The 19,774-nt window shown below is 72.7% G+C and carries 18 protein-coding genes; 15 read left to right on the forward strand and 3 right to left on the reverse strand.

Annotated elements, in window-relative coordinates; all coding sequences use genetic code 11:
* Positions 1–3: 3 nt before the first annotated feature.
* Together hslV and MKL01_RS16870 are read right to left on the reverse strand one after the other, a co-directional pair.
* The gene (gene hslV / locus MKL01_RS16865; protein ID WP_243906575.1) at positions 4–534 is read right to left on the reverse strand and encodes an ATP-dependent protease subunit HslV; all 531 of its coding nucleotides are present in this window, start codon (positions 532–534) and stop codon (positions 4–6) included.
* 132 nt (positions 535–666) lie between these two features.
* Positions 667–1,437 (reverse strand): SGNH/GDSL hydrolase family protein, encoded by a 771-nt coding sequence (locus MKL01_RS16870; protein WP_243906576.1) that lies wholly within the window; start codon positions 1,435–1,437, stop codon positions 667–669.
* Positions 1,438–1,858: 421 nt separating this feature from the next.
* On the opposite strand from MKL01_RS16870, the gene MKL01_RS16875 reads away from it, so the two are divergent.
* Positions 1,859–3,073 (forward strand): MSMEG_0565 family glycosyltransferase, encoded by a 1,215-nt coding sequence (locus MKL01_RS16875; protein ID WP_243906354.1) that lies wholly within the window; start codon positions 1,859–1,861, stop codon positions 3,071–3,073.
* Positions 3,066–3,344, forward strand: coding sequence for an MSMEG_0570 family nitrogen starvation response protein (locus tag MKL01_RS16880; protein WP_243906355.1), 279 nt, complete (start codon positions 3,066–3,068; stop codon positions 3,342–3,344). The genes MKL01_RS16875 and MKL01_RS16880 overlap by 8 nt, the downstream gene beginning before the upstream one ends.
* Before the next feature lie 100 nt (positions 3,345–3,444).
* Here MKL01_RS16880 and selB read toward each other — a convergent pair whose 3' ends face one another.
* Positions 3,445–5,427 carry a selenocysteine-specific translation elongation factor gene (gene selB, locus MKL01_RS16885; protein ID WP_243906356.1) on the reverse strand — a complete coding sequence of 661 codons (1,983 nt, stop codon included), beginning with the start codon at positions 5,425–5,427 and terminating at the stop codon, positions 3,445–3,447.
* Between the two features lie 362 nt (positions 5,428–5,789).
* Here selB and MKL01_RS16890 point away from each other — a divergent pair, with 362 nt between their 5' ends.
* The 13 genes from MKL01_RS16890 (at position 5,790) to MKL01_RS16950 (ending at position 19,701) form a co-directional block, all read left to right on the forward strand.
* Positions 5,790–7,307, forward strand: a complete 1,518-nt coding sequence (locus MKL01_RS16890) for a CYTH and CHAD domain-containing protein (RefSeq protein WP_243906357.1) — start codon at positions 5,790–5,792, stop codon at positions 7,305–7,307.
* Between the two features lie 90 nt (positions 7,308–7,397).
* Positions 7,398–8,564, forward strand: coding sequence for a carboxylate-amine ligase (locus tag MKL01_RS16895; RefSeq protein ID WP_243906358.1), 1,167 nt, complete (start codon positions 7,398–7,400; stop codon positions 8,562–8,564).
* A 253-nt stretch (positions 8,565–8,817) separates the two neighbouring features.
* Positions 8,818–9,279, forward strand: a complete 462-nt coding sequence (locus MKL01_RS16900; protein WP_243906359.1) for a tellurite resistance TerB family protein — start codon at positions 8,818–8,820, stop codon at positions 9,277–9,279.
* 106 nt (positions 9,280–9,385) lie between these two features.
* Positions 9,386–10,675 (forward strand): Zn-dependent hydrolase, encoded by a 1,290-nt coding sequence (locus MKL01_RS16905; protein ID WP_243906360.1) that lies wholly within the window; start codon positions 9,386–9,388, stop codon positions 10,673–10,675.
* 86 nt (positions 10,676–10,761) lie between these two features.
* Entirely contained in the window at positions 10,762–12,045 is a 1,284-nt protein-coding gene (locus tag MKL01_RS16910) for a beta-ketoacyl-ACP synthase (RefSeq protein WP_243906361.1), read from the forward strand.
* The gene (locus MKL01_RS16915) at positions 12,042–12,809 is read left to right on the forward strand and encodes an SDR family NAD(P)-dependent oxidoreductase (RefSeq protein WP_243906362.1); all 768 of its coding nucleotides are present in this window, start codon (positions 12,042–12,044) and stop codon (positions 12,807–12,809) included. The genes MKL01_RS16910 and MKL01_RS16915 overlap by 4 nt, the downstream gene beginning before the upstream one ends.
* A 33-nt stretch (positions 12,810–12,842) precedes the next feature.
* Positions 12,843–13,127, forward strand: coding sequence for an SH3 domain-containing protein (locus MKL01_RS16920; RefSeq protein ID WP_243906363.1), 285 nt, complete (start codon positions 12,843–12,845; stop codon positions 13,125–13,127).
* A 10-nt stretch (positions 13,128–13,137) separates the two neighbouring features.
* The gene (locus tag MKL01_RS16925) at positions 13,138–14,160 is read left to right on the forward strand and encodes a zinc-binding dehydrogenase (protein ID WP_243906364.1); all 1,023 of its coding nucleotides are present in this window, start codon (positions 13,138–13,140) and stop codon (positions 14,158–14,160) included.
* A 122-nt stretch (positions 14,161–14,282) separates the two neighbouring features.
* Positions 14,283–15,299 carry a lipid A biosynthesis lauroyl acyltransferase gene (locus tag MKL01_RS16930; RefSeq protein WP_243906365.1) on the forward strand — a complete coding sequence of 339 codons (1,017 nt, stop codon included), beginning with the start codon at positions 14,283–14,285 and terminating at the stop codon, positions 15,297–15,299.
* A 7-nt stretch (positions 15,300–15,306) separates the two neighbouring features.
* Complete coding sequence (locus MKL01_RS16935) at positions 15,307–16,074, forward strand: DUF1223 domain-containing protein (protein WP_243906366.1); 768 nt, start codon at positions 15,307–15,309, stop codon at positions 16,072–16,074.
* A gap of 167 nt (positions 16,075–16,241) precedes the next feature.
* Positions 16,242–16,958 carry a DUF1194 domain-containing protein gene (locus tag MKL01_RS16940; RefSeq protein ID WP_243906367.1) on the forward strand — a complete coding sequence of 239 codons (717 nt, stop codon included), beginning with the start codon at positions 16,242–16,244 and terminating at the stop codon, positions 16,956–16,958.
* A 34-nt stretch (positions 16,959–16,992) separates the two neighbouring features.
* Complete coding sequence (locus tag MKL01_RS16945) at positions 16,993–18,507, forward strand: M81 family metallopeptidase (protein ID WP_243906368.1); 1,515 nt, start codon at positions 16,993–16,995, stop codon at positions 18,505–18,507.
* A 123-nt stretch (positions 18,508–18,630) separates the two neighbouring features.
* Entirely contained in the window at positions 18,631–19,701 is a 1,071-nt protein-coding gene (locus MKL01_RS16950) for a malate/lactate/ureidoglycolate dehydrogenase (protein WP_243906369.1), read from the forward strand.
* Positions 19,702–19,774: the final 73 nt, after the last annotated feature.

Below are 19,774 nucleotides of genomic sequence, written 5' to 3' on the forward strand. Positions count from 1 at the left end.
GGTTCAGCCGGCGTCGAGGGCCTCGATCACCAGATTGCCGTTCGTGTAGACACAGATCTCGGCGGCGATCGCCATGGCGCGGCGGACGATGGCCTCCGCGTCGAGATCGCCGTCCTCCAGGGCGCGGGCGGCCGCGAGCGCGTAGTTGCCGCCGGAGCCGATCGCCATGACGCCGCTCTCGGGTTCCAGCACGTCGCCGGACCCCGACAGCAGGAGGCTGACCTCGCGGTCGGCAACCAGCATCATGGCTTCGAGGCGTCGGAGGTAGCGGTCGGTCCGCCAATCCTTGGTGAGTTCGACGCAGGCCCGGGTCAGCTGGCCGGGATACTGCTCCAACTTGGCTTCCAGGCGCTCGAACAGCGTGAAGGCGTCGGCGGTGGCGCCGGCGAAGCCGCCGATCACCGCGCCCTTGGCGAGGCGGCGGACCTTGCGGGCATTGCCCTTCACGATCGTCTGGCCGAGGCTGACCTGGCCGTCGCCACCCAGGACGACCCGTCCGCCCTTCCGGACCATCAGGATCGTGGTCGCGTGCATCTGGGGCACGCCGCCCCGGTCGTCGTGCCTGAATACGTCCTGGCTCAAGGTTCGGCTCCGCTCTCGATGGCGTCGAGATGGGGAGCTTGCCGGGCGGCGTCCACCCGGTCCGACACGGGCCGCGCGACGGCGTTACTCGGCGACGGCCTCGGCAGTCTGCACCGGGCCGGCATCCTGCAGGATCGACTGGGCCGCTGCCTCGGCCAGGAGCGCGTAGCCGCTGTCGGCCATGTGCAGGCCGTCGGAGGCGAAGAGCTGCTTCGTCGTCACCTTCCCCTCGCGCACCCAGCCGTGCATCAGGTCGGCGCGCCGGATCACCGGCACATCGAGGGCGTCACCGATGCTGCGCACCGCTTCGAGGAAGCGCGAGGCACCCGGGGTGGCTTCGAGCTTCGGGCACCATTGCGGCTCCATGAGCACGACGTCGATGCCGGCCTCGCGGATGCGCCGGATCGCCGCCGCGGTGGCCTCGCGGAAGTGATCGATCGAGACGCCGCGCAAGGGATCGTTGCTGCCGGTCTGCCAGATGACGAGCTGGGGCTCGGCCGCGATCACGTCGCGATCGAGACGGGCCAGCATGTCGTCCACGTGCTCGCCGCCGATGCCGCGGTTGATGACCGCCACGTCGACTCCCCGCAGCCGCTTGCGCAGGTCACTCTGGAGGCGGGCCGGATAGGCGTTGGCGGGGCTGGAGGCTCCGACGCCCTGCGTGGAGGACGAGCCGAAGGCGACGATCTTGAGCGGCGCGCCGATGGCGATCTGGCGCGCCACGTGCGGCAGATCCGGACTCTCGCGCAGGTCGATCCCGACGAGATCCAGCGAATCGGGCAGGAGATCCGCGTAGGCGAGGACCGCCGTGGGCAGCACGAGCAGACCGCAGAGCACGCCGAGACGACGCAGCATCCGGTGCAGGGGCCGGGCGGGGTTCACGATATCGGCTGGCTGGGACAAGGAACGTCTGCTCCGGCTCTCGCGGATCACGGATACAATCTGACACACGGCCTGAGAATGGGCGGTTCCGCCGCACGAATGAAAGCCGAATGAATTCGTAACACAAAATTAAACGATAGGCTGGGCCGGGCCCGGAACGGCGGCGCGGTCGCGGGACTTGGACGTGGACCTGGACGCGCACGGGAACGGATATGGCGGGCGGGACCGGCTTTCGCCGCCATCGCAGGCCGCATCTTTGAACCCGATGCGGCACGATCGATGCTTCCGGGACGGTGCGGATCTCCGAGAGGGTGGCGGAGACCGTGGTCCGGGCTCGCGCGGGTGAAACCTGGACCGGCTGCGGGCCTCGTCGGGACGACCCTGGGTCGACAGCTTGCGCATCGCGATCCTCACGCACGCGACCGATCCGAGTGGCGGCGTGGTGCACGCCCTGGCCCTCGGGGAAGCGCTCTGCGCGCTCGGGCACGAGGCCGTCGTCCACGCCCCCGATCCGACCGGGCGCGGGTTCTTCCGGGATGCGGCCTGTCCCGTCACGTCGGTGACGGCGAAGCCGGTCACCGGATCGGCCGCCGCGCTGGTCGGCGCCCGGATCGCCGACTACCTCGCCCATTTCTCGACGCCGGCGGCCTGCGATTTCGACGTCTTCCACGCCCAGTGCAGCATCAGCGGCAACGCCCTGGCGACCCTGAGCCGGCGCCGGCTCATCCACGGTTTCGTGCGCACCGTCCACGCCGTCGAGCCGGTCACGGACCCGCTGCTCGCCCAGTGGCAGGAGCGGGCGATCGTCCATGCCGAGCGGCTACTCTGCGTCAGCGGTGTCCTGGCCGCAGCCCTCGCCCGCGACTACGGCGCACAGGCGGAGGTGGTCGGCAACGGCGTCGACGGGACGGTGTACGGGCCTGAGCCGGGGCCCGGCGATGCCGGGCTGCGCCGACGTCTGGGCCTCGGCGCCGGGCCGGTCTTCCTCAGCATCGGCGGGTTCGCGCCGCGCAAGAGCACGCTCGCGACCCTCGAGGCCTTCGCGCAGCTCCGGCGGGACGTGCCGGCCGCCCAGCTTGTCGTGGCCGGGGGCGCCGCGCAGGACGACCATGCGGGCTACGAGGCACGCTGCTGCGCCGCGCTGGAGCGCGAGGGGCTGGATGTCGGCCCGGGCCGGCCTGTGGTCCGCACCGGACCCGTCGCTCAGACGGACATGCCCGGCCTCTACCGGCTGGCCGACACGCTGGTCTTCCCCTCCGGAGCGGCGGGCTACGGGCTCTGCGTCCTGGAAGCCATCGCGTGCGGGACCCCGGCGATCGTCCCGGCGCGGCCGCCGTTCAGCGAGTACCTCGCCCCGAGCCAAGCCCTCTGGGTCGAGCCCCACGACACCGGTGCGCTCGCGCTGGCGATGCGGGCGAGCCTCGAGCCCGCGCGGCGGGCGCGGCTGCGCAACGTCGGGTGCGACCTCGTGCGGACCCACGCCTGGGAAGCCTGCGCGGCGCGCCATCTGCCGATCTACGCCGCCCTCGTCCCGGGCCCGGCGGCCGCGGGGCCGTTCGCCACGGGTTCGGCGGCATGGAACATCACCCGGATGCCGCCCGATGCCTGAGATGCGGTTTCACATCCGCTGGCCCGACGGGACGCGGGACGCCTGCTACTCGCCGTCCCTGATCATCAAGGACCACCTTGCGGTCGGGCAGGACTACCCCGTCGCGGACTTCGTCGCCCTGAGCCGATTGGCCCTCGGCATCGCCAGCGAGCGCGTGCGATCCCAGTACGGCTTCCCCTGCGGCCGGGCGCAGGCGCAGATCGACCGCATCGAGGAGACCGCACGCCGCCAAGGTGCCGGCACGGTCTACGTCGAGTCCTTCGAGGAATGACCGGCGAACGGTCCGCGCGCGACCGTTCGTTCCGCGAATCCACCGTGATCGCCCGGGGCGCCGTCCGGCCGACCCGCGGAACGCCCGGCCGACCGGTCGGCTACACCTGCTGCGGGCCCGGTCCCGGCGACGGCGCGGGTTCCTGACCTTCATTCCCGCCGGCGCCGTCCGGGTCCAGGCCGACGATGACCCGCCGATCCCCCGCCCGCCGGGTGAAGCCCGTGGCGTCGAGGTGCTCCAGGAGCGGAATGGAGAACTTGCGGGAGATCCCCAGCGTCGCCCCCGCCTCCCGGGCAAGGAACCCGGTCTCCGCCGTGGCGGCATTGGGAAAGGCCGCGGCCAGTCGGGATCGGGCGCTCTCCACCGCCTCCCGATGGAACAGCACGGCGCGGCGCTGCACCCGGTCGATGGCGCGGATCACCGTGCCGGCGCCCACCAGGTAAGTCAGCGCCTCCCGCCGGCGCACGTCCCGGCCCACGGCCTCGGATTCGTCAGGCGGGTTCAGCCCGGCCCGCCGGAAGATCAGCTCCAGCCTGCGGGCGGCCTCGCTCTCGTTGCGGGCCGGATCGAAGTCGGCGCGGCGCCAGAGGCTGCCGGCCTGCGCCACCGTGCCGGACGCGGCCAGCGCGCGCAGGACCGTGCCGATGAGCAGTTCCGGGAGGGCCAGCATGCGGGACAGGCGCTCCAGCGCGACCCCGTGCTCCATCGGGTTGTTGCGGTGGTGCTCCGCCAGCGCCGCCAGGACGCCGGTGCGCAGCGCATCGAAGGCCGGCGCCCCGATGAACCGGTCGCCGATCTCGCGCGCGCCGGACTCGGCCAGCAGCCGCCTGACCCGGTCCGGCGCCGCACCGGCGAGGCGCGCGAGGTCCGCGAGCGGCGCACCGGCCGCCCCGACCTGCCCGAGGCGCAGGGACACCGTTTCGGCCGGCCCGCCCGCCGCCAGAGCCGCGAGATCGGCCATGCCGCGGGGGTCCCGGCGCCGGCGCCGCCAGCTCGACGGATCGAGCACGCGGCCGCCCGCCACGGTGGCGGCGGGGGAGTCGAGCCGCAGGACGAAGGGCTCCCGCGCGGGCACCGCCACCGCTTCGGCAAGATGCAGCTGCGCCTGCGTGCTGCCGCCGGGCTCCAGCGCGTCGCGGTCGAGCAGGCGCAGGCGGGCCTCGACCTCGGTGGTGCCGAACAGCAGGCGGCAGGCGGTGCCGCTCGCCAGGGGCGCCTCCGCGCCTGTCGCCGCCGTGATGGCGACGTCGAGCCACGAACTCGGCGCGAAGTGGCCCGGCATCGACAGCGCCTGCCCGCGCCGGATCTCGTCGTGACCGATGCCGCGCAGGGCGACGGCGGTGCGCCGCCCGGGCTCGGCGCGCTCCACCGGGCGCCCATGGATCTGGAGGCCGCGGACGACGGCGGTCCGGCCACCGGGAACGATCTCGATGGTGTCGCCCAGAGCCAGCGGCCCGCGCCGCAGGGTGCCGGTCACCACGGTGCCGAAACCCGCTCGGGAGAAGACCCGGTCGACCGGCAGGTAGGGAAACCCGTCGTCGGTCCCGGCTTCGCCCTCGGCGAGCAAGGCGCCGAGCGCCGCGGTCAGGTCGGGAAGGCCGGCGCCCGTGACCGCCGAGGTCGCGATCACCGGGCCGGCCTCGATCCCGGCGCGGGCTGCGGCGGCGGCGATCTCGGCCGAGCGCGCCGCGACGGTCTCAGGGGTGGCGAGGTCCGCCTTGGTCAGGGCCAGGACGCCCCGGCGCACGCCGATCAGCCGCGCGATCTCCAGGTGCTCGACGGTCTGAGGCTTGATGCCCTCGCGGGCGTCGACCGCCAGCAGCACCGCCCGCATGCCGGTCGCACCCGACACCATGGCGCGCACGAACCGCTCGTGACCGGGCAGATCCACGAGGTCGATCTCGCCCGATCCGGCGGCCAGCAGCGCGAAGCCCGGGACGATGGACACGCCGCGGGCGCGCTCCTCCTTCAGCCTGTCCGTCTCGACACCGGTGAGTGCGCGCACCAGCGCCGTCTTGCCGTGATCGACATGCCCGATCACGCCGACGAGAAGTGTCTTCACCGCAGTCACCGACCGGACCATCTCTGCGGCGCCGCCATCCACACCGGCGCACCATTCACGATAACGGGGAATCCGCCTCGCGGGCTCAGCGTCGAGCCTTGGGCCGCCGATCGGTCGGGACCGGGGCGCGCGGGGCAGTTGAATTGTGGACAATTTATCCTGCCACGTCCCATCGATTTGGGAAAGCGTGATTTTCGTGCAGCGCAACATACGCAGGAGGCGGAGACTGATTCCCGGGCCGCGCGCTTGACGCAGCGGCGGCGAGGGACCTTCCTTCCCGGGTCACGCCGAGGGCCCGGGGCGGGGCATGGCAGTGCGACGGTTCGTTGCAACCGAAGCGCCCTCCCGCGTCGTTGGGAGAGTCGGTTCACCGAGAGGAGAGCATGAGCGAGATCGAGAGCCACGCCGCCGAGGAGCCACGCGAGGTCGAGCTGAAGCTCGACTGCGCCGGTCCGGACCTGACGGCGCTCGCAGCCCATCCGCGCCTGCAGGGTGCCGCAGCATCCGAGCCCGAACTCCTGACCACGACCTACTACGATACGCCGGGCCGCGAGCTTCGGGCTGCCGGGTTGACCCTGCGTGTCCGCGCCCAGGGCGGGCGCCACATCCAGACCGTGAAGGCCGGCAGCGGCGACGTGGGTCTGTTCGACCGGGCCGAATGGGAGAGCGAGATCGCCGGCGAGACGCCGGAGTCCGATGCCTGGGCCGGCACGGCGGCGGAGGCCGTCCTCCGGGAATCTGGGGCGCCTCCGGAGCGCCTGTTCTCCACGATCGTGATGCGTCGGGAAATCCCCGTGACGCAGGGCGCCTCGCGCATCCTGGTCACGTTGGACGAGGGCCGCGTCGAGAGCCCGGCGGGCGACGCTCCGCTCTGCGGCCTCGAGCTGGAGCTTCAGGAGGGCGACCCCGCCGACCTGTTCGCGGTCGCGCAGTCGCTCGCCGAAACCGTCCCGCTGCGCCTCAGCGTCAACGCCAAGAGCGCCGTCGGCTTCGCGCTGATCGACGGGCACGGCCCAACGGTCGTCAAGGCCGAGACCATCCAACTCCCGGACGGCGCGAGCGCCGGGGAGGTCTTCCGCCAAGTCGCGCGGGCCTGCCTGCGTCACCTGCGGCTGAACGAGACGGCGTTTCTCGAGGGCGGGCGGCCGCTCGAGGCCCTGCATCAGATCCGCGTGTCCCTGCGCCGGCTGCGCTCGGCCCTGTCGCTGTTCGCGCCGATGCTGGCGGAGGACCCGCGGGCGGCGGGTTTCGGGGACGAGATCAAGCGCGTCACGGAGCCCTTCGGGCACGCGCGCAACCTGGACGTGTTCCTGCAACAGACGTTGCCGCGCCTCGCCGAGGAGCGGCCCGACGCGCCCGGGCTCGACGGCCTTCGGGAGCGCGCGGAAGCCGAGCGGGAGCGCGCCTACGATTCGGTCCTGGCGATCCTGGAGAGCCCGCAATGGCGCGGCCTCATCATCGACTTCGCGGGCTGGATCGAGACCGGGTCCTGGGCCGCGCAGCCCGGCGCCGCGCAGGACGGGCGCCACTTCGCCGCCCAGGTGCTTGACCAAGCGCGCCTTCGGCTGAAGAAGCGCGGCCGGGGCCTCAAGCGCCTCGATCCGCACACCCGCCATCGCGCCCGGATCGCCGCCAAGAAGTTGCGTTACGGCGCGGAGTTCTTCGCAGGCCTCTACACTAAGAAGAAGGCGCGGCGCCGGCAGGACAAGTTCGGCGCCGCCCTGTCGGACCTGCAGGACCATCTCGGCACGCTCAACGACCTCGAGACGGCCCGGGCGATGACCGAGAGTCTTTCGGGTCCACCGATGCCGGAGGGCGACGATCCGGGGACGCAGGACCTGCTCGAGGCGGCCGCCGACGCCAGATCCGAGCTTCTCGACATCAAGCCCTTCTGGCGCTGACGCTTTTCGCGCCACCCCGGGTCCGGAACTCCGCCGGTGCAGGGACGTTCGCCGGAAGGTCCGCGCGGTCGAGCGGGCTAGGGAGCGCGGATGGCCCACGCGTACAGGTTCGGAATCGAGGAGGAGTTCTTCCTCGCCGATTCCCGCTCCCGGGGAACGCCGCGCGCCCGCCTGCGTGCCTTCCACGCCGCCGTGAGGGCTCGCGTCTGCGACGCCGAGCGCGAGCAGCTCCAGTGTCAGGTCGAGATCGCGTCCCCGCCGACCGACGATCCGGCGGAGGCGCAGGCCCACTTGGGAGACCTGCGCCGCCGGCTGGCCGGGATCGGCGACGAACGCGGGATCCTGACCTTTGCCGCGGGCACGCACCCGACCGCGCGCTGGCGAGACCAGCGGCCCACCGACAAGGCCCGCTACCACGGCCTCATGGCCGACCTCCGGATGCTCGGCCGGCGCAACCTGGTCTGCGGGCTCCACGTGCACGTCGAGGTGCCGGATCCGGAGGAACGGATCGGCCTGATGAGCCCGCTGCTGCCCTTCCTCCCGGTTCTCCTCGCCCTCTCCACCTCTTCGCCCTTCTGGCAGGGGCAGGCGACGGGCATGGCCGGCTACCGGATGCGCGCCTATGCGGAATTGCCCCGCACCGGCGTCCCGGAGCTGTTCTCCGACGAGGCCGACTACGCCCACTACGTCGACGTGATGACCAGGGCCGGCGCCATCGCGGATGCCAGCTACCTCTGGTGGCACCTGCGCGCCTCGGTGAAATACCCGACCCTCGAATTAAGGGTCGCCGACAGCTGCACGCGCCTCGACGACGCGGTCTGCATCGCCTCGCTGTTCCGGTGCCTCGTGCGCCGGGTCGTCCGGGACCGGACGCTCAACGCCGGCATGACCGCAGCGTCCCGGGGCTTCGTGATGGAGAATCTGTGGCGCGCCGAGTGCGACGGCCTCCGGGCGACGCTCATCGATGAGGCCCGTGGCTGCGGGGTGCCGATGGCGGCCTGCGTGGAGGATCTGCTCGCGGCGACGGCCGAAGATGCCGAGGCCCTCGGCTGCGCGGCGGCCTGCGCCCGGGCTCGGCGTATCGTCGCGGAGGGTACGAGCGCCGACCGTCAGATCGCGGTCTTCGCCGCGTCCCGCAAATCCGGCGCCGGAGAGCGGGCCGCGCTCTCGGCCGTGGTGGACCATCTCGCCGCGGAAACCGCCGCCGGATCGACCGACGGGCCTGGGGGGCGCCCGCATGTCGGTCCGGCGGCGTAACGACGGACACGGATCCGGCTGAGGGGGGGTCGCCGAGCCCGAAATCCGTCGGCCATGCTGGAATGCATGGTCGTCACGAACATACGCACGCCCACGTTTCCGAAGGATGTCTGACCGGGCGAACGCTGCGGGCCGCGGCGCCCCGTCGGCGAAAAACCCGCGTCGCATCGACACCGGGTACCGCGGCGGCTTCCTTCGCCGCCGAGGTCTGCTATCGCTCACGCCTTCCCGCGGCCGCCCTCGACCGATCGATATGAGCCTCCTGCGCGATCTCTTCGGCCATGTCGGCCGTACCGTGACGGCCTACGCGGGTGACCGGGCGCTGATGCTCGCCGCCGTCTCCGCCGCAGCCAACGTCATCGTGGCCGACGGGGAGGTCGCCAGCCTGGAATTCGACGCGGCGCTGAACGGGCTGCGCGCCGATCCGGTCCTGATGAAGGGCTACGACACGCTGATGCTGGAGACCGAACTCTACGACGGGATCGCCCGGGCGCGAACCCGGCTGGGCCGGGCCGAGAACCTGCGCCACGTCGCGGCGGTGGCCGGGCGGCCCGCCGATCAGCGGGAGAACGTCTTCCTGATCGCCGCGGATGTCGCCGACCAGGACGGGATCAGCAACATCGAGGCCGGTGCGCTCGGCACGATCGCCGCGGCCCTCCGGCTCGACGCCGTCGCGCTGCTGCGCGCCAATCCCGTGCGCCGCCCGCTGGCGTGACCGATCGGCTGGCATCGGCGTTGCTGATGCGGGGCGCGCCGTCGGGATCGCGGCGTTCCCTGACAATGGACTTGTCGCGCGGCGTCCCGCCGTGGAAGGAACCCGCATGGACGATGTGAACCTGAACCGGACCCATAATCTGCGCGCCGACGGTGCCCGGCTGTGGTCCACGATCCTGGAGACCGCCGCGTTCGGCGGCACCCCCGCCGGGGGCATCAACCGGCTGACGCTCTCGCCCGAGGACGGCCGCGTGCGCGACTGGTTCCGGGACGCCTGCGAGGGCGCCGGGCTGACGGTCTCGGTCGACGCCCTCGGCACCCAGTACGCCCTGCGGCCCGGACGCGACATGAGCCGGAAGCCGATCGCCTTCGGATCCCACCTCGACACCCAGCCCACGGGGGGCAAGTTCGATGGTGTGCTGGGCGTGCTCGCCGGGCTCGAAGTGATGCGCAGCCTCAACGACGCCGGCATCGAGACCGAGGCGCCCCTCATGGTGGTCAACTGGACCAACGAAGAGGGCTCGCGCTTCGCCCCCGCGATGATGGCGTCGGCCGCCTATGCCGGGGATTTCACCACGGACGAGATCCTGGCCAAGCGCGACGCCGCCGGCACCACCGTGGCCGAGGCCCTCGACGCGATCGGCTACCGCGGTGTCGAGGCCGTCGGCACGCGGGAGATCGGCGCGTTCGTGGAGCTGCACATCGAGCAGGGGCCGATCCTGGAGGCCGAGGGCAAGACCATCGGGGTCGTCGAGGGCGGCCAGGGCATCATGTGGTTCGACGGCATCATCACGGGCTTCGAGAGCCATGCCGGCACCACGCCCATGCCGCGCCGCCGCGACGCCCTGCTGGCGCTCTCGGAATTCGCGCTGGCCGCCGAGCGGATCGCCCTGGCGCAGGCGCCGACCGCGGTGGCGACGATCGGCGAGGCCGCGATCCTGGCCCCGTCGCGCAACGTCGTTCCGGGCCGGGTGGCTTTCACCCTGGACGTGCGCGACCCGCGCTCCGCGACCCTCGACTTCCTGGAGGCGCGCCTTCAGGAGGCCGCCTCGGAGATCGCCGGCCGCCGGAAGCTCGATATCACGCTCAACCGGATCTGGCGGAAGGAGCCGGTGCCGTTCGACCCCGCCATCGTGGCGGCGGTCGATGCGGCGGCGGAGAGCCTCGGCCACGCAAGCCGCCGAATCATCTCGGGGGCCGGCCATGATGCCTGCAACATCGCCGCGAAAGTGCCCGCCGCGATGATCTTCGTGCCCTGCAAGGACGGGATCAGCCACAACGAGGCGGAATCCGCGACCCAGGGCGACTGCGCGGCGGGCGCCGACGTCCTGCTTCAGACGGTGCTGCGCCTGGCCAACGCGCCGCGGGCGGACGGCCCGCGACCGACCGCTCCGTAGCGCGCGGTCCGGGCTCGCGCCGGGTGCGCGGCCCGGACGCGGGCCCGGAGGTGTACGGCGCCCCAAAATCCCGTAAGGACCGCTCCATGAGCGCGCGATCCCATCGCGACGCCAGGGGCCGGCCGCGCGTGGCGGTGACCGGCATCGGCGTCGTCTCCTCCCTCGGGCAAGGCCAGGCCGAGACCTGGGCGGCCATGATCGCGGGCCGATCCGGCATCCATGCCATCGACCGGTTCTCGACCGAGGGCCTGCGCACCCGCATCGCCGGGACGGTGGATTTCCTCGACACGGAGCCGCTGGTCGCCCCGCTTCTGTCCGAGCGCTTCGCCGCGGTGGCCGGCGAGGAGGCCGTCGCGCAGGCAGGGCTCGGCGCGAAGGGGGACTTTCCGGGGGCGCTGTTCATCGCGGTCCCGCCCGTCGAGATGGAATGGCCGCAGCGGCAGGCCCTGGCCGAGGCCGCGGGGGGCGACGGACCGGTCGATTACGCCGGGCTGCTCCGGGCCGCTGCCACGCGGCGGTTCGATCCGTGGCACGACCTCTTCATCTTCGGCACCGTGGCGGACCGCATCGCCGACCGGTTCGGGACGAGGGGCTCGCCCATCTCGCTCTCCACCGCCTGCTCGTCGGGCGCCACCGCGATCCAGCTCGGCGTCGAGGCGATCCGGCGCGGCGAGACCGCGGCGGCGCTCTGCATCGGCACGGACGGCTCGGTGAACCCGGAATCCCTGATCCGCTTCTCGCTGCTCTCGGCACTCTCCACCCGCAACGACGAGCCGGGCGCGGCCTCCAAGCCGTTCTCGAAGGATCGGGACGGCTTCGTGATGGGCGAGGGCGCCGCCGCGCTGGTCCTGGAGGATTCCGCGGCCGCCGCCGCCCGGGGCGCGACGATCCTCGGCTACGTCCTCGGCTGCGGCGAGAAGGGCGACGGCTTCCATCGGACCCGCTCCAGCCCCGACGGGGCGCCGATCATCGCGGCGATCCGGGCGAGCCTCGACGATGCCGGGCTCGACGCCGACGCCATCGATACGGTCAACGCCCACGGCACGTCGACTCCGGAGAACGACAAGATGGAGGCGCTGGGGCTCGGGGCGGTGTTCGGCGCCCGCACGGGCGCCGTGCCGGTGACCTCCAACAAGTCGATGATCGGCCACACCCTGACGGCCGCGGGCGCCATCGAGGCGGCGGTGTCGCTGCTCACCATCCGGCACGGCCGGGTCCCGCCGACCATCAACCACCGGGTGCCAGATCCCACGATCGCCCTCGACGTGGTCGAGACCGCCCGCGACCTGCCGGTGCGGACGGTGCTGTCGAACTCGTTCGGCTTCGGCGGCCAGAACACCTGCCTGGTCTTCGGCGCGGAGCCCGCGTGAGCGCCGCGGCGGCAGGCCGGCGCGTCCTGGTCACGGGCGGCGCGACCGGGATCGGAGCAGCGATCGTCCGCACGCTGGCCGGCGCCGGTTACGAGGTCGACTTCACCTTCCGCGCCTCGGCCGAGGCCGCGCAGGCGCTGCTTGAGGAGATGCGCGCCGCGCATCCCGGCCGCGCCGTGGCGGCCCATGCCCTTGACCTCGCCGACAAGGGCGCGCTCGACGGCTTCTGCGAGACCGCGGAGGCGGCCGGCTATTACGGCCTTGTCCACAACGCCGGCCAGCCCTGCGACGCCCTGGCGGCCATGCTCGACCAGGAGCGGGCCGAGGCGGCGATGCAGGTCAACTTCTTCTCCCTGACCCGCGTCGCCAAGGCGCTGGTCCGCGAGATGACCCGCGCCCGCGCCGGCCGGATCGTGGCGATCGGATCCGTTGCGGCCCTCCGGGGGAACGCCGGCAACGCCGCCTATGCGGCGACCAAGGGCGCGCTGATCGCTTATTGCCGCACCCTGGCGGTGGAGACGGCCAAGCGGGGGGTCACCGTCAACGTGATCGCGCCGGGCTTCGTCGACACGGCCATGATGACGCGCTACGCCGCTCATCGGGACGGTATGGAGCGTCAGATCCCCGCGGGGCGGTTCGGCCGTCCGGAGGATGTCGCCGCGCTCGCGGCCTTCCTGATGGGTGAGGGCGCCTCCTACATGACGGGCACCGTCCTGCCCGTCGACGGCGGCCTGACCGCGATGATGGGCGTCCACCGGGCCTGATCGATGACGCCGCGGAGCACGACGATCCTGCCGATGCGCGCCATTCCCGCTTTCTCCGCCCTGTGCATCGCGGCGGTCTTTGTCCCGGGGTCGGGATGGGCCGAGCCCGAGACCTACCGGCTCTCGGGCCTGCCGCCCGGCGAGCCCCTCAGCATCCGCGCGGAGCCGGACCCGTCCGCCGAACAGATCGGCGAGATCCGCGGCCGGGCCCTGGTCTTCGGCTGCACCAACGACACGCCGAGCCGCACCACCTGGTGCCGGGTCAGGGCCGGCCGGGTCCTGGGCTGGGCGCGGCGGCGATACCTGGCGCCGGATTGACGAGAGACAGATGCAAGCCCTCCAGCTGTTCGGCGACCGCGACCTGCGCCTGACGGACGTCGAGCCTCCGGCGGCCCCGGGCCCGGGCGAGGTCCGGATCCGCATTCGCGCCGTCGGCCTCAACTTCATCGATGTCTGGGGCTTCCGCGGGATGGCCTTCGCCAAGCGGAAGATGCCGCTCATCGTCGGGGCGGAAGCCGCCGGCGTCGTGGAGTCGGCCGGGCCGGACGTCACCGACCTCGCCGCCGGCGACCGGGTCGTCCCCTACGGCGCGATGACCTGCGGCCGGTGCCGGGCCTGCCGCGAGGGCCGCGACAACCTCTGCGAGGACGTGTCCGGCGTGATGGGCTTCCACCTCGACGGCTTCGCCCGGGAGCTGGTGACGCTGCCCGCCCGGCTGGCGGTGAAGGTGCCCGACGGCGTCAGCGACACCGACGCCGCCTGCGCGGGTATCGCCTTCGGCACCGTGCAGCACATGCTGTTCGACAACGCCCGGCTGGAGCCCGGCGAGAGCGTGCTGGTCCATGCCGGCGGCTCGGGGATCGGCACCGCGGCGATCCGCATGGCCAAGGCGATCGGCTGCACGGTCTACACGACGGTGGGCGACGACGAGAAGGGCCGCAGGGCGGCGGACCTCGGCGCCGATCACGTCATCAACTACCGGACCGAGCGGTTCGAGGGCGAGGTCCGGCGGCTGACCAAGCGCAAGGGCGTCGACGTGGTGTTCGAGCATGTCGGCGCGGATACCTGGAACGGGTCCCTGCTCTGCCTCAAGCGCGGCGGGCGTCTCGTGACCTGCGGGTCGACCTCCGGTGTGTCGGCGACGATCAATCTGATGCAGCTGTTCCAACAGCAATACCGGATAACGGGCTCGTTCGGCTGCTCGCTCGCCAATATCGGCCAATCCCTCGACAAGATGGGCGCAGGCATCCGGCCGGTCGTCGACACCGTCTACCCGCTGTCCGACTTCGCGCAGGGGCTCGAGCGGCTCGAGTCGCGCCGCGTCTTCGGCAAGATCCTGGTCGGTCTGTAGGCGCGCCGCGGAGCAGAAGGCGCCCTCCGCGCGGCGCCTCTTTCGCGCTGCGGCAGACATGGCTTAAGCTTCGCTTTACGGGTGCGTCGGGGGGCCGCTCGTGCCACGCCCTGGAATCGAACGTGCTGCGTCTCGCCCTCCTCCTGAAACGGTCGTATCCGCGCCTGGCCGGTTACGCGATGATCCCGCTGATTCGCGCCCTGGTGTGGATCGCGCGCGCGCTGGGGCCGGCGCGGTCGACGGCCTTCGGCGCCGCCGTGCTGCGCACGCTCGGGCCTCTCCTGCCGGCGCACCGCACCGCCCTGGCGAACCTGCGGGCGGCCTACCCGGAGATGCCGGAGGCGCAGCGGAGGCGGATCGCCCTGGAGGCATGGGACAATCTCGGGCGGACGGGCGCGGAGTACGCCCATCTGGATACCCTGTTCGACTACGATCCCGCGGCCCCCGGCCCGTTGCGGACCGAGGTCTCGGGCATCGAGCATTTCTTCGCCCTGCGCGACGACGGCCGGCCGGGGCTGATCTTCTCGGCTCACCTGGCCAACTGGGAGCTGCCGGCGATCTGCGCGGCCAGGTTCGGGCTGGACGCCACCGCGGTGTTCCGGCCGCCGAACAACCCGGCGGCCGCGCGCCTCGTGCAGGAGGTTCGGAGGCGCTCCATGGGCGGCCTCGCGGCGTCGAAGCCGGGCGCCGTCTTCGCCCTGCGCGACGTGGTGGAGAACGGCGGCCATCTCGGGCAGCTGATCGACCAGCACTTCACCCGCGGCGTGGTGGTGACCTTCCTCGGACGGCCCTGCCTCGCCAATCCGCTCCTCGCCAAGCTCGCCCGGCACTACGACTGCCCGGTCCACGGCGTCCGGGTCGTGCGCCTGCCGGAGGGCCGCTTCCGGCTGGAGCTGACGCCGCCGCTGGATCTGCCCCGCGCCGCCGACGGGACCATCGACGTGGCCGGCGCCATGCAGGCGATGACCGCGGTGGTGGAGGGGTGGGTGCGCGAGACTCCGGGCCAGTGGCTCTGGATGCATCGCCGCTGGCGCCCGGACATGTTGCCGAGGGCCCGGGCGTCGCAGGTGGTCTCTCAACCCATGGTGGAAGCCTCTCAAGCCAACGTGATTTCACAGACGGCATCGCAACCGCTCTGATGACGCGATGACGCCCCGGCCCCGCGCCAGACTCCGCGACCGCCGCACGCTCGGCGCTACGGTGCTGCTCTGGAGTTCCCTGGCCGCCCCGTCGGTGCGCGCCGAGCCGGTCCAGACCGTCGTCGAGCTGTTCACCAGTCAGGGCTGCGGCGCCTGCCGGGCGGCCGATCCGGTGATGCGCGACCTGTCCCGGCAGCCCGGGGTGATCGCCCTGACGCTGCCGGTGACCTACTGGGACTATCTCGGCTGGAAGGACACCCTGGGCCTGCGGCCGCTCAACGAGCGCCAGCGCGCCTACGCGCGGGGCCGCGGAGCCCGCCAGGTCTTCACTCCCCAGGTGGTGGTCGACGGGACCGGCTTCGCGGTCGGCTCGGACAGAGCCGCCCTGGAGCGGCTCCTGCGCGATGCCGGCCAGCGCGGCGGATTGCCGGTCCCGGTGCGCAGCGAGATGCGGGGCGACCGGATCCAGGTGGAGGTCGGGGCGGCGGCGGAGGCCAGGACGGACCTGCGCGGCGATGTCTGGCTCGTCCCGGTCCTGCGCAGCCGGGCGATCCCGATCCAGGGCGGCGAGAACGGCGGCCGGATCGCGACCTACATCAACGTGGTGCGCGGTCTGCTGCGCCTCGGGTCCTGGACCGGGCAGCCGGCGCGCTTCGACGTGCCCAACATCCAGGCCGAGATCGGCGACGCGGACAGCTGGGTCGTGCTGCTCCAGGCCGCCGCCGACGGCCGGCCCGGGCGCATCATCGGCGCCGCGAAGGGCCCGGGGCTGTAGGCGTGCCGGGCCGCTGCGCGGCCCGGGGATCCGGACGGGCGAGAGCGCATCCCTGCGTCCGCGCGTCTCCCCCATCCGGCGCGCGCCGAACCATGTCGGCGGCAGGGTCGTTGCATACGGGTGGCGGTCCGCCGTTCCCTGTGGGCGCTTTTCAGCGAGTGTCGGCCATGCGGCGACGCCATCTGCTGTCCGGATTGTTCGCCGCCCTGTCCCTCTGGGGGCGCCGCACCGATGCCGCAGATCACACCGTGGACGTCCTCCTGGTCCTCGCGGTCGACGTGTCCCTGAGCATCAGCGAGGCGCGTTTCGACCTTGAGCGGCGCGGCTACGCCGAAGCCTTCAGCGACCCGCGCGTCCTGCGCGCGATCGGCGAGGGCCCGACCGGGCGCATCGGCGTGGCGCTGTTCGACTGGGCCGGACCCGGCGAGCAGCAGATCGCGGTCGACTGGATGATCATCGCCTCCGCCCGGGACGCGGACGCGTTCGCGGCCAAGCTCGCCGCGGTGCCGCGGCCGTTCTACGGCCGCACGGCCATCGGCTCCGCCATCGCCTTCGGCACGGAGTTGCTGGAGCGCGCGCCGTTCGGGGCCGACCGCCGGATCATCGACATCTCTGGGGACGGCACCAGCAACGCCGGCCGTCCCATCGCGGAGATGCGCGACGCCGCCGCGGCGGCCGGCATCACGGTCAACGGCATCGTCATCCTCACCGATCCGGAGGGCATGCCGGGATTCCTGAAGGAGCACACCAATCCGGCGGGCGGCCTCGCGGCCTATTACCGCAACGTCGTGATCGCCGGGGAGGGCGCCTTCGTGATGAGCGCGGAGAGCTTCGAGGCCTTCGGACGCGCCCTCATCGCCAAGCTGGTCCGCGAGATCTCGTGACCCCTCCGTTGCAGCCCCGGGGAGGGGGCCGCCGATGCGCCTTGCCGTGCTTCAGTTCACCCACGAGACCGTCACGTTCCTGCCGAACGACACGACCCGGGACGACTTCATCTATCCCGGCTCGCCGGCCGGCGGACCGGATCTCCTGGCCACCGACCCGAAGGGCTACATGGGCGGCTTCGTGCAGGTGGCGCGCGAGCACCCGGGCGTCGCGCTGACCGGCATCACCTCGCCCCTCTGGCCGCGCACCGGGACCGCCTCGGGCTGGATCACCCAGGACGCCTACGCACACTTCCTCGGCCTCATGGTGTCGGAACTGCGGGCTCTGGGACCGTTCGACGGCGTCTACATGGCGCTGCACGGTGCGATGGCGGTCCGCGGCGTCCCCCGCCCGGAGGCCGACATCGCCCGGCAGGTGCGCGCCGCCGTGGGCAGGCATGCCGTCATCGCGGCGACCTTCGACCTCCACGGCAACGAGGATGGCGCGTTCCTCGAGCACGCCGACATGGCGTTCGCCGTCAAGTATTTCCCCCACTACGACGGCCACCTCCAGGGGCAACGGGCCGCCCGCATGCTGATCCGGGCCGCCCGCGGCGATTATCGGCCGGTGCACCGGACCCTGAAGGTCCCGATCCTCTCGCCCACCGTGGTGCAATGGACCGGCGCCTCGCCCTGGTCCGATCTCGTCCAGCGGGCGCTGGTCTGGGAGGCCCGCGAGCCGGACGTGTTCGTCAACGTGTTCTTCGGCTTCCCGTGGGGCGACGCGCCGGACGGCGGCATGACCGTGCAGGCGATGACCGACGCCGATCCGGACCTCGCCGCGCGGGTCGCCGAGGATGTCGCCGCCTTCGCGTGGCGGAACCGGAGCGCGCTGCTCGCGGCGGCCGAGATCCATTCCATCGCGGACGGGGTGCGGCTCGCCCGCGGGGCCGTCGCGCGCGGCGCGGCTCCGGTGGTCCTGGCCGATCACAGCGATCGCTCCGGACGCGCCACGTGGCTGTTGCGCCAGATCCTGGCGCAGGGGCTCGCCCGCTGCCTCGTGGCCACGGTCGCGTCGCCGGAGGCGATCGCCGCCGTGATCGCCAGTGGGGCCGGGCCGGGCGACGTGTTCGATGCGCCGGTCGGAGGCGGCGCGGACCCCTCGGCGGGAGAGCCCGTGCGGGTCATCGGGACCATACTGCACGTCGCCGCCGCGCCGGCCCCCGGGGTTGCCGGGAGCGGCGGCGGAGGCGGCCATTGGATCTGCGTCGGGCTCGGGGCCGGCAACGTCTTGGTGCTCAGCCCGCAGCTCGCGCAGATCGTTGAGCCCGATGCGCTGTGGGACCTCGGCCTCGACGCGGCCGATTTCGACGTGGTGGCGATCAAGTCGCGGGTTCATTTCCGCCGCGGCTTCGACGACAGCGGCTATGCCCGCACGATCCTGCTGGTGGAGCCGCCCGAGCCGTTCCTCGGCACGGTCCGGCTCGATCGCCTGCCCTACGCGCACATGCGGGCCTCCGATTTCTTCCCCTACAGCCTGCCGCCCGGTCCGGGGAAACCGGAGGGGTGACCGGCGCGACGTCCGGGACGACAGCGGCCGCCAGGCGTCACCCGCGGCGCTCGCGCCGTGCGGCCGGGGGCGCTAGGTTCGTCCCGCACGCGCCCGGCGAGGCGCGGCCAGGGAGGAAACGGAATGCGGATCTCGGCCGATCGGCTGTCCGCCTATGTGCGGGATATCTTCATTCGGGAGGGATGTGCCGACGACGAGGCCGAGCGGATCGGCCGCTTCCTGGTCGCCGCCAACCTCACCGGCCACGACAGTCACGGGGTCGTCCGGGTCACGCGCTACGTGGAATGGCTGCGCGCGGGCGAGGTCGAGGCGGGCCGCACGCCCGAGATCGTCAGCGACGCGCCGGCCTTCGCGCTGATCGATGCCGGCTACGGCTTCGGGCAGACCGCCGGACCCTTCGCCACCGACCTGGGCATCGCCAAGGCCCGGGAGAGCGGCGTCGCCGTCGTGGCGCTCCGCCACGCCGGACATCTCGGGCGGATCGGCGAGTGGGCCGAGCGGGCGGCGGCGGCCGGGCTCGTCTCGGTCCATTTCGTCAACGTGGCGGGCAGCCTGCTGGTGGCGCCCTTCGGCTCGGTGGAGCGGCGCTTCTCCACGGCGCCGTTCGCGGCCGGTTTCCCGGTGCCGGGCGCGGAGCCGATCATCCTCGACTTCGCCACCTCGGCCGTCGCCGAGGGCAAGGTGCTGGTGGCCTCCCGGGGCGGCAAGCCGCTGCCGGAGGGCGCCCTGATCGAGCCGGACGGCCGGCTGAGTTCCGACCCGGCGACCCTGTTCGGACCCCTCGACGGCGTGGAGCGCGACAATCAGCGCGGCGCGGGCGCGATCCGGGCCTTCGGCGAGCACAAGGGCTCGGGTCTCGCGCTGATGTGCGAACTCCTCGCCGGCGCGCTGACCGGCTCGGGAACCGCAGGGCCGGGCCGGCGGCGCATCTGCAACGGCATGCTGTCGATCTACGTGACCCCGCGGGCCCTCGGCACCGAGGAGATCCTGGCGACCGAGGCGCGGACCTATCTCGACTTCTTCAAGAGCGCCCGGCCGATGCCCGGCGCCGAGGTCCTGCTGCCGGGCGAGCCGGAGCGGCGCACGCGGGCGGAGCGCCTCGCCGAGGGGGTGCCGCTGCCCGAACCGGTCTGGGCGACGCTGCTCGCAGCCGGCCGGCCGCACGGACTGGACGGCGATGCCTATCGCGGGTGAGACGCCTGCTCGGCGTCGAACTTCGGTCTCGAAGGCAGCGGCTCAGAACAGGCTTGGGTGGCACGCTGGTACG

The organism is Methylobacterium sp. J-070, assembly GCF_022829385.1.
In the GTDB taxonomy this organism is placed as follows: Bacteria; Pseudomonadota; Alphaproteobacteria; order Rhizobiales; family Beijerinckiaceae; genus Methylobacterium.

Excerpts from the sequence above, each read along its gene's own strand:
- hslV (WP_243906575.1), bottom strand. The coding sequence starts at position 534 with ATGCACGCGACCACGATCCTGATGGTCCGGAAGGGCGGACGGGTCGTC.
- MKL01_RS16890 (WP_243906357.1), top strand. The coding sequence starts at position 5,790 with ATGAGCGAGATCGAGAGCCACGCCGCCGAGGAGCCACGCGAGGTCGAG.
- MKL01_RS16940 (WP_243906367.1), top strand. The coding sequence starts at position 16,242 with ATGCGGCGACGCCATCTGCTGTCCGGATTGTTCGCCGCCCTGTCCCTC.
- MKL01_RS16945 (WP_243906368.1), top strand. The coding sequence starts at position 16,993 with ATGCGCCTTGCCGTGCTTCAGTTCACCCACGAGACCGTCACGTTCCTG.
- MKL01_RS16920 (WP_243906363.1), top strand. The coding sequence starts at position 12,843 with ATGCGCGCCATTCCCGCTTTCTCCGCCCTGTGCATCGCGGCGGTCTTT.
- selB (WP_243906356.1), bottom strand. The coding sequence starts at position 5,427 with ATGGTCCGGTCGGTGACTGCGGTGAAGACACTTCTCGTCGGCGTGATC.
- MKL01_RS16870 (WP_243906576.1), bottom strand. The coding sequence starts at position 1,437 with ATGCTGCGTCGTCTCGGCGTGCTCTGCGGTCTGCTCGTGCTGCCCACG.
- MKL01_RS16935 (WP_243906366.1), top strand. The coding sequence starts at position 15,307 with ATGACGCCCCGGCCCCGCGCCAGACTCCGCGACCGCCGCACGCTCGGC.
- MKL01_RS16880 (WP_243906355.1), top strand. The coding sequence starts at position 3,066 with ATGCCTGAGATGCGGTTTCACATCCGCTGGCCCGACGGGACGCGGGAC.
- MKL01_RS16950 (WP_243906369.1), top strand. The coding sequence starts at position 18,631 with ATGCGGATCTCGGCCGATCGGCTGTCCGCCTATGTGCGGGATATCTTC.
- MKL01_RS16925 (WP_243906364.1), top strand. The coding sequence starts at position 13,138 with ATGCAAGCCCTCCAGCTGTTCGGCGACCGCGACCTGCGCCTGACGGAC.
- MKL01_RS16905 (WP_243906360.1), top strand. The coding sequence starts at position 9,386 with ATGGACGATGTGAACCTGAACCGGACCCATAATCTGCGCGCCGACGGT.
- MKL01_RS16895 (WP_243906358.1), top strand. The coding sequence starts at position 7,398 with ATGGCCCACGCGTACAGGTTCGGAATCGAGGAGGAGTTCTTCCTCGCC.
- MKL01_RS16910 (WP_243906361.1), top strand. The coding sequence starts at position 10,762 with ATGAGCGCGCGATCCCATCGCGACGCCAGGGGCCGGCCGCGCGTGGCG.
- MKL01_RS16900 (WP_243906359.1), top strand. The coding sequence starts at position 8,818 with ATGAGCCTCCTGCGCGATCTCTTCGGCCATGTCGGCCGTACCGTGACG.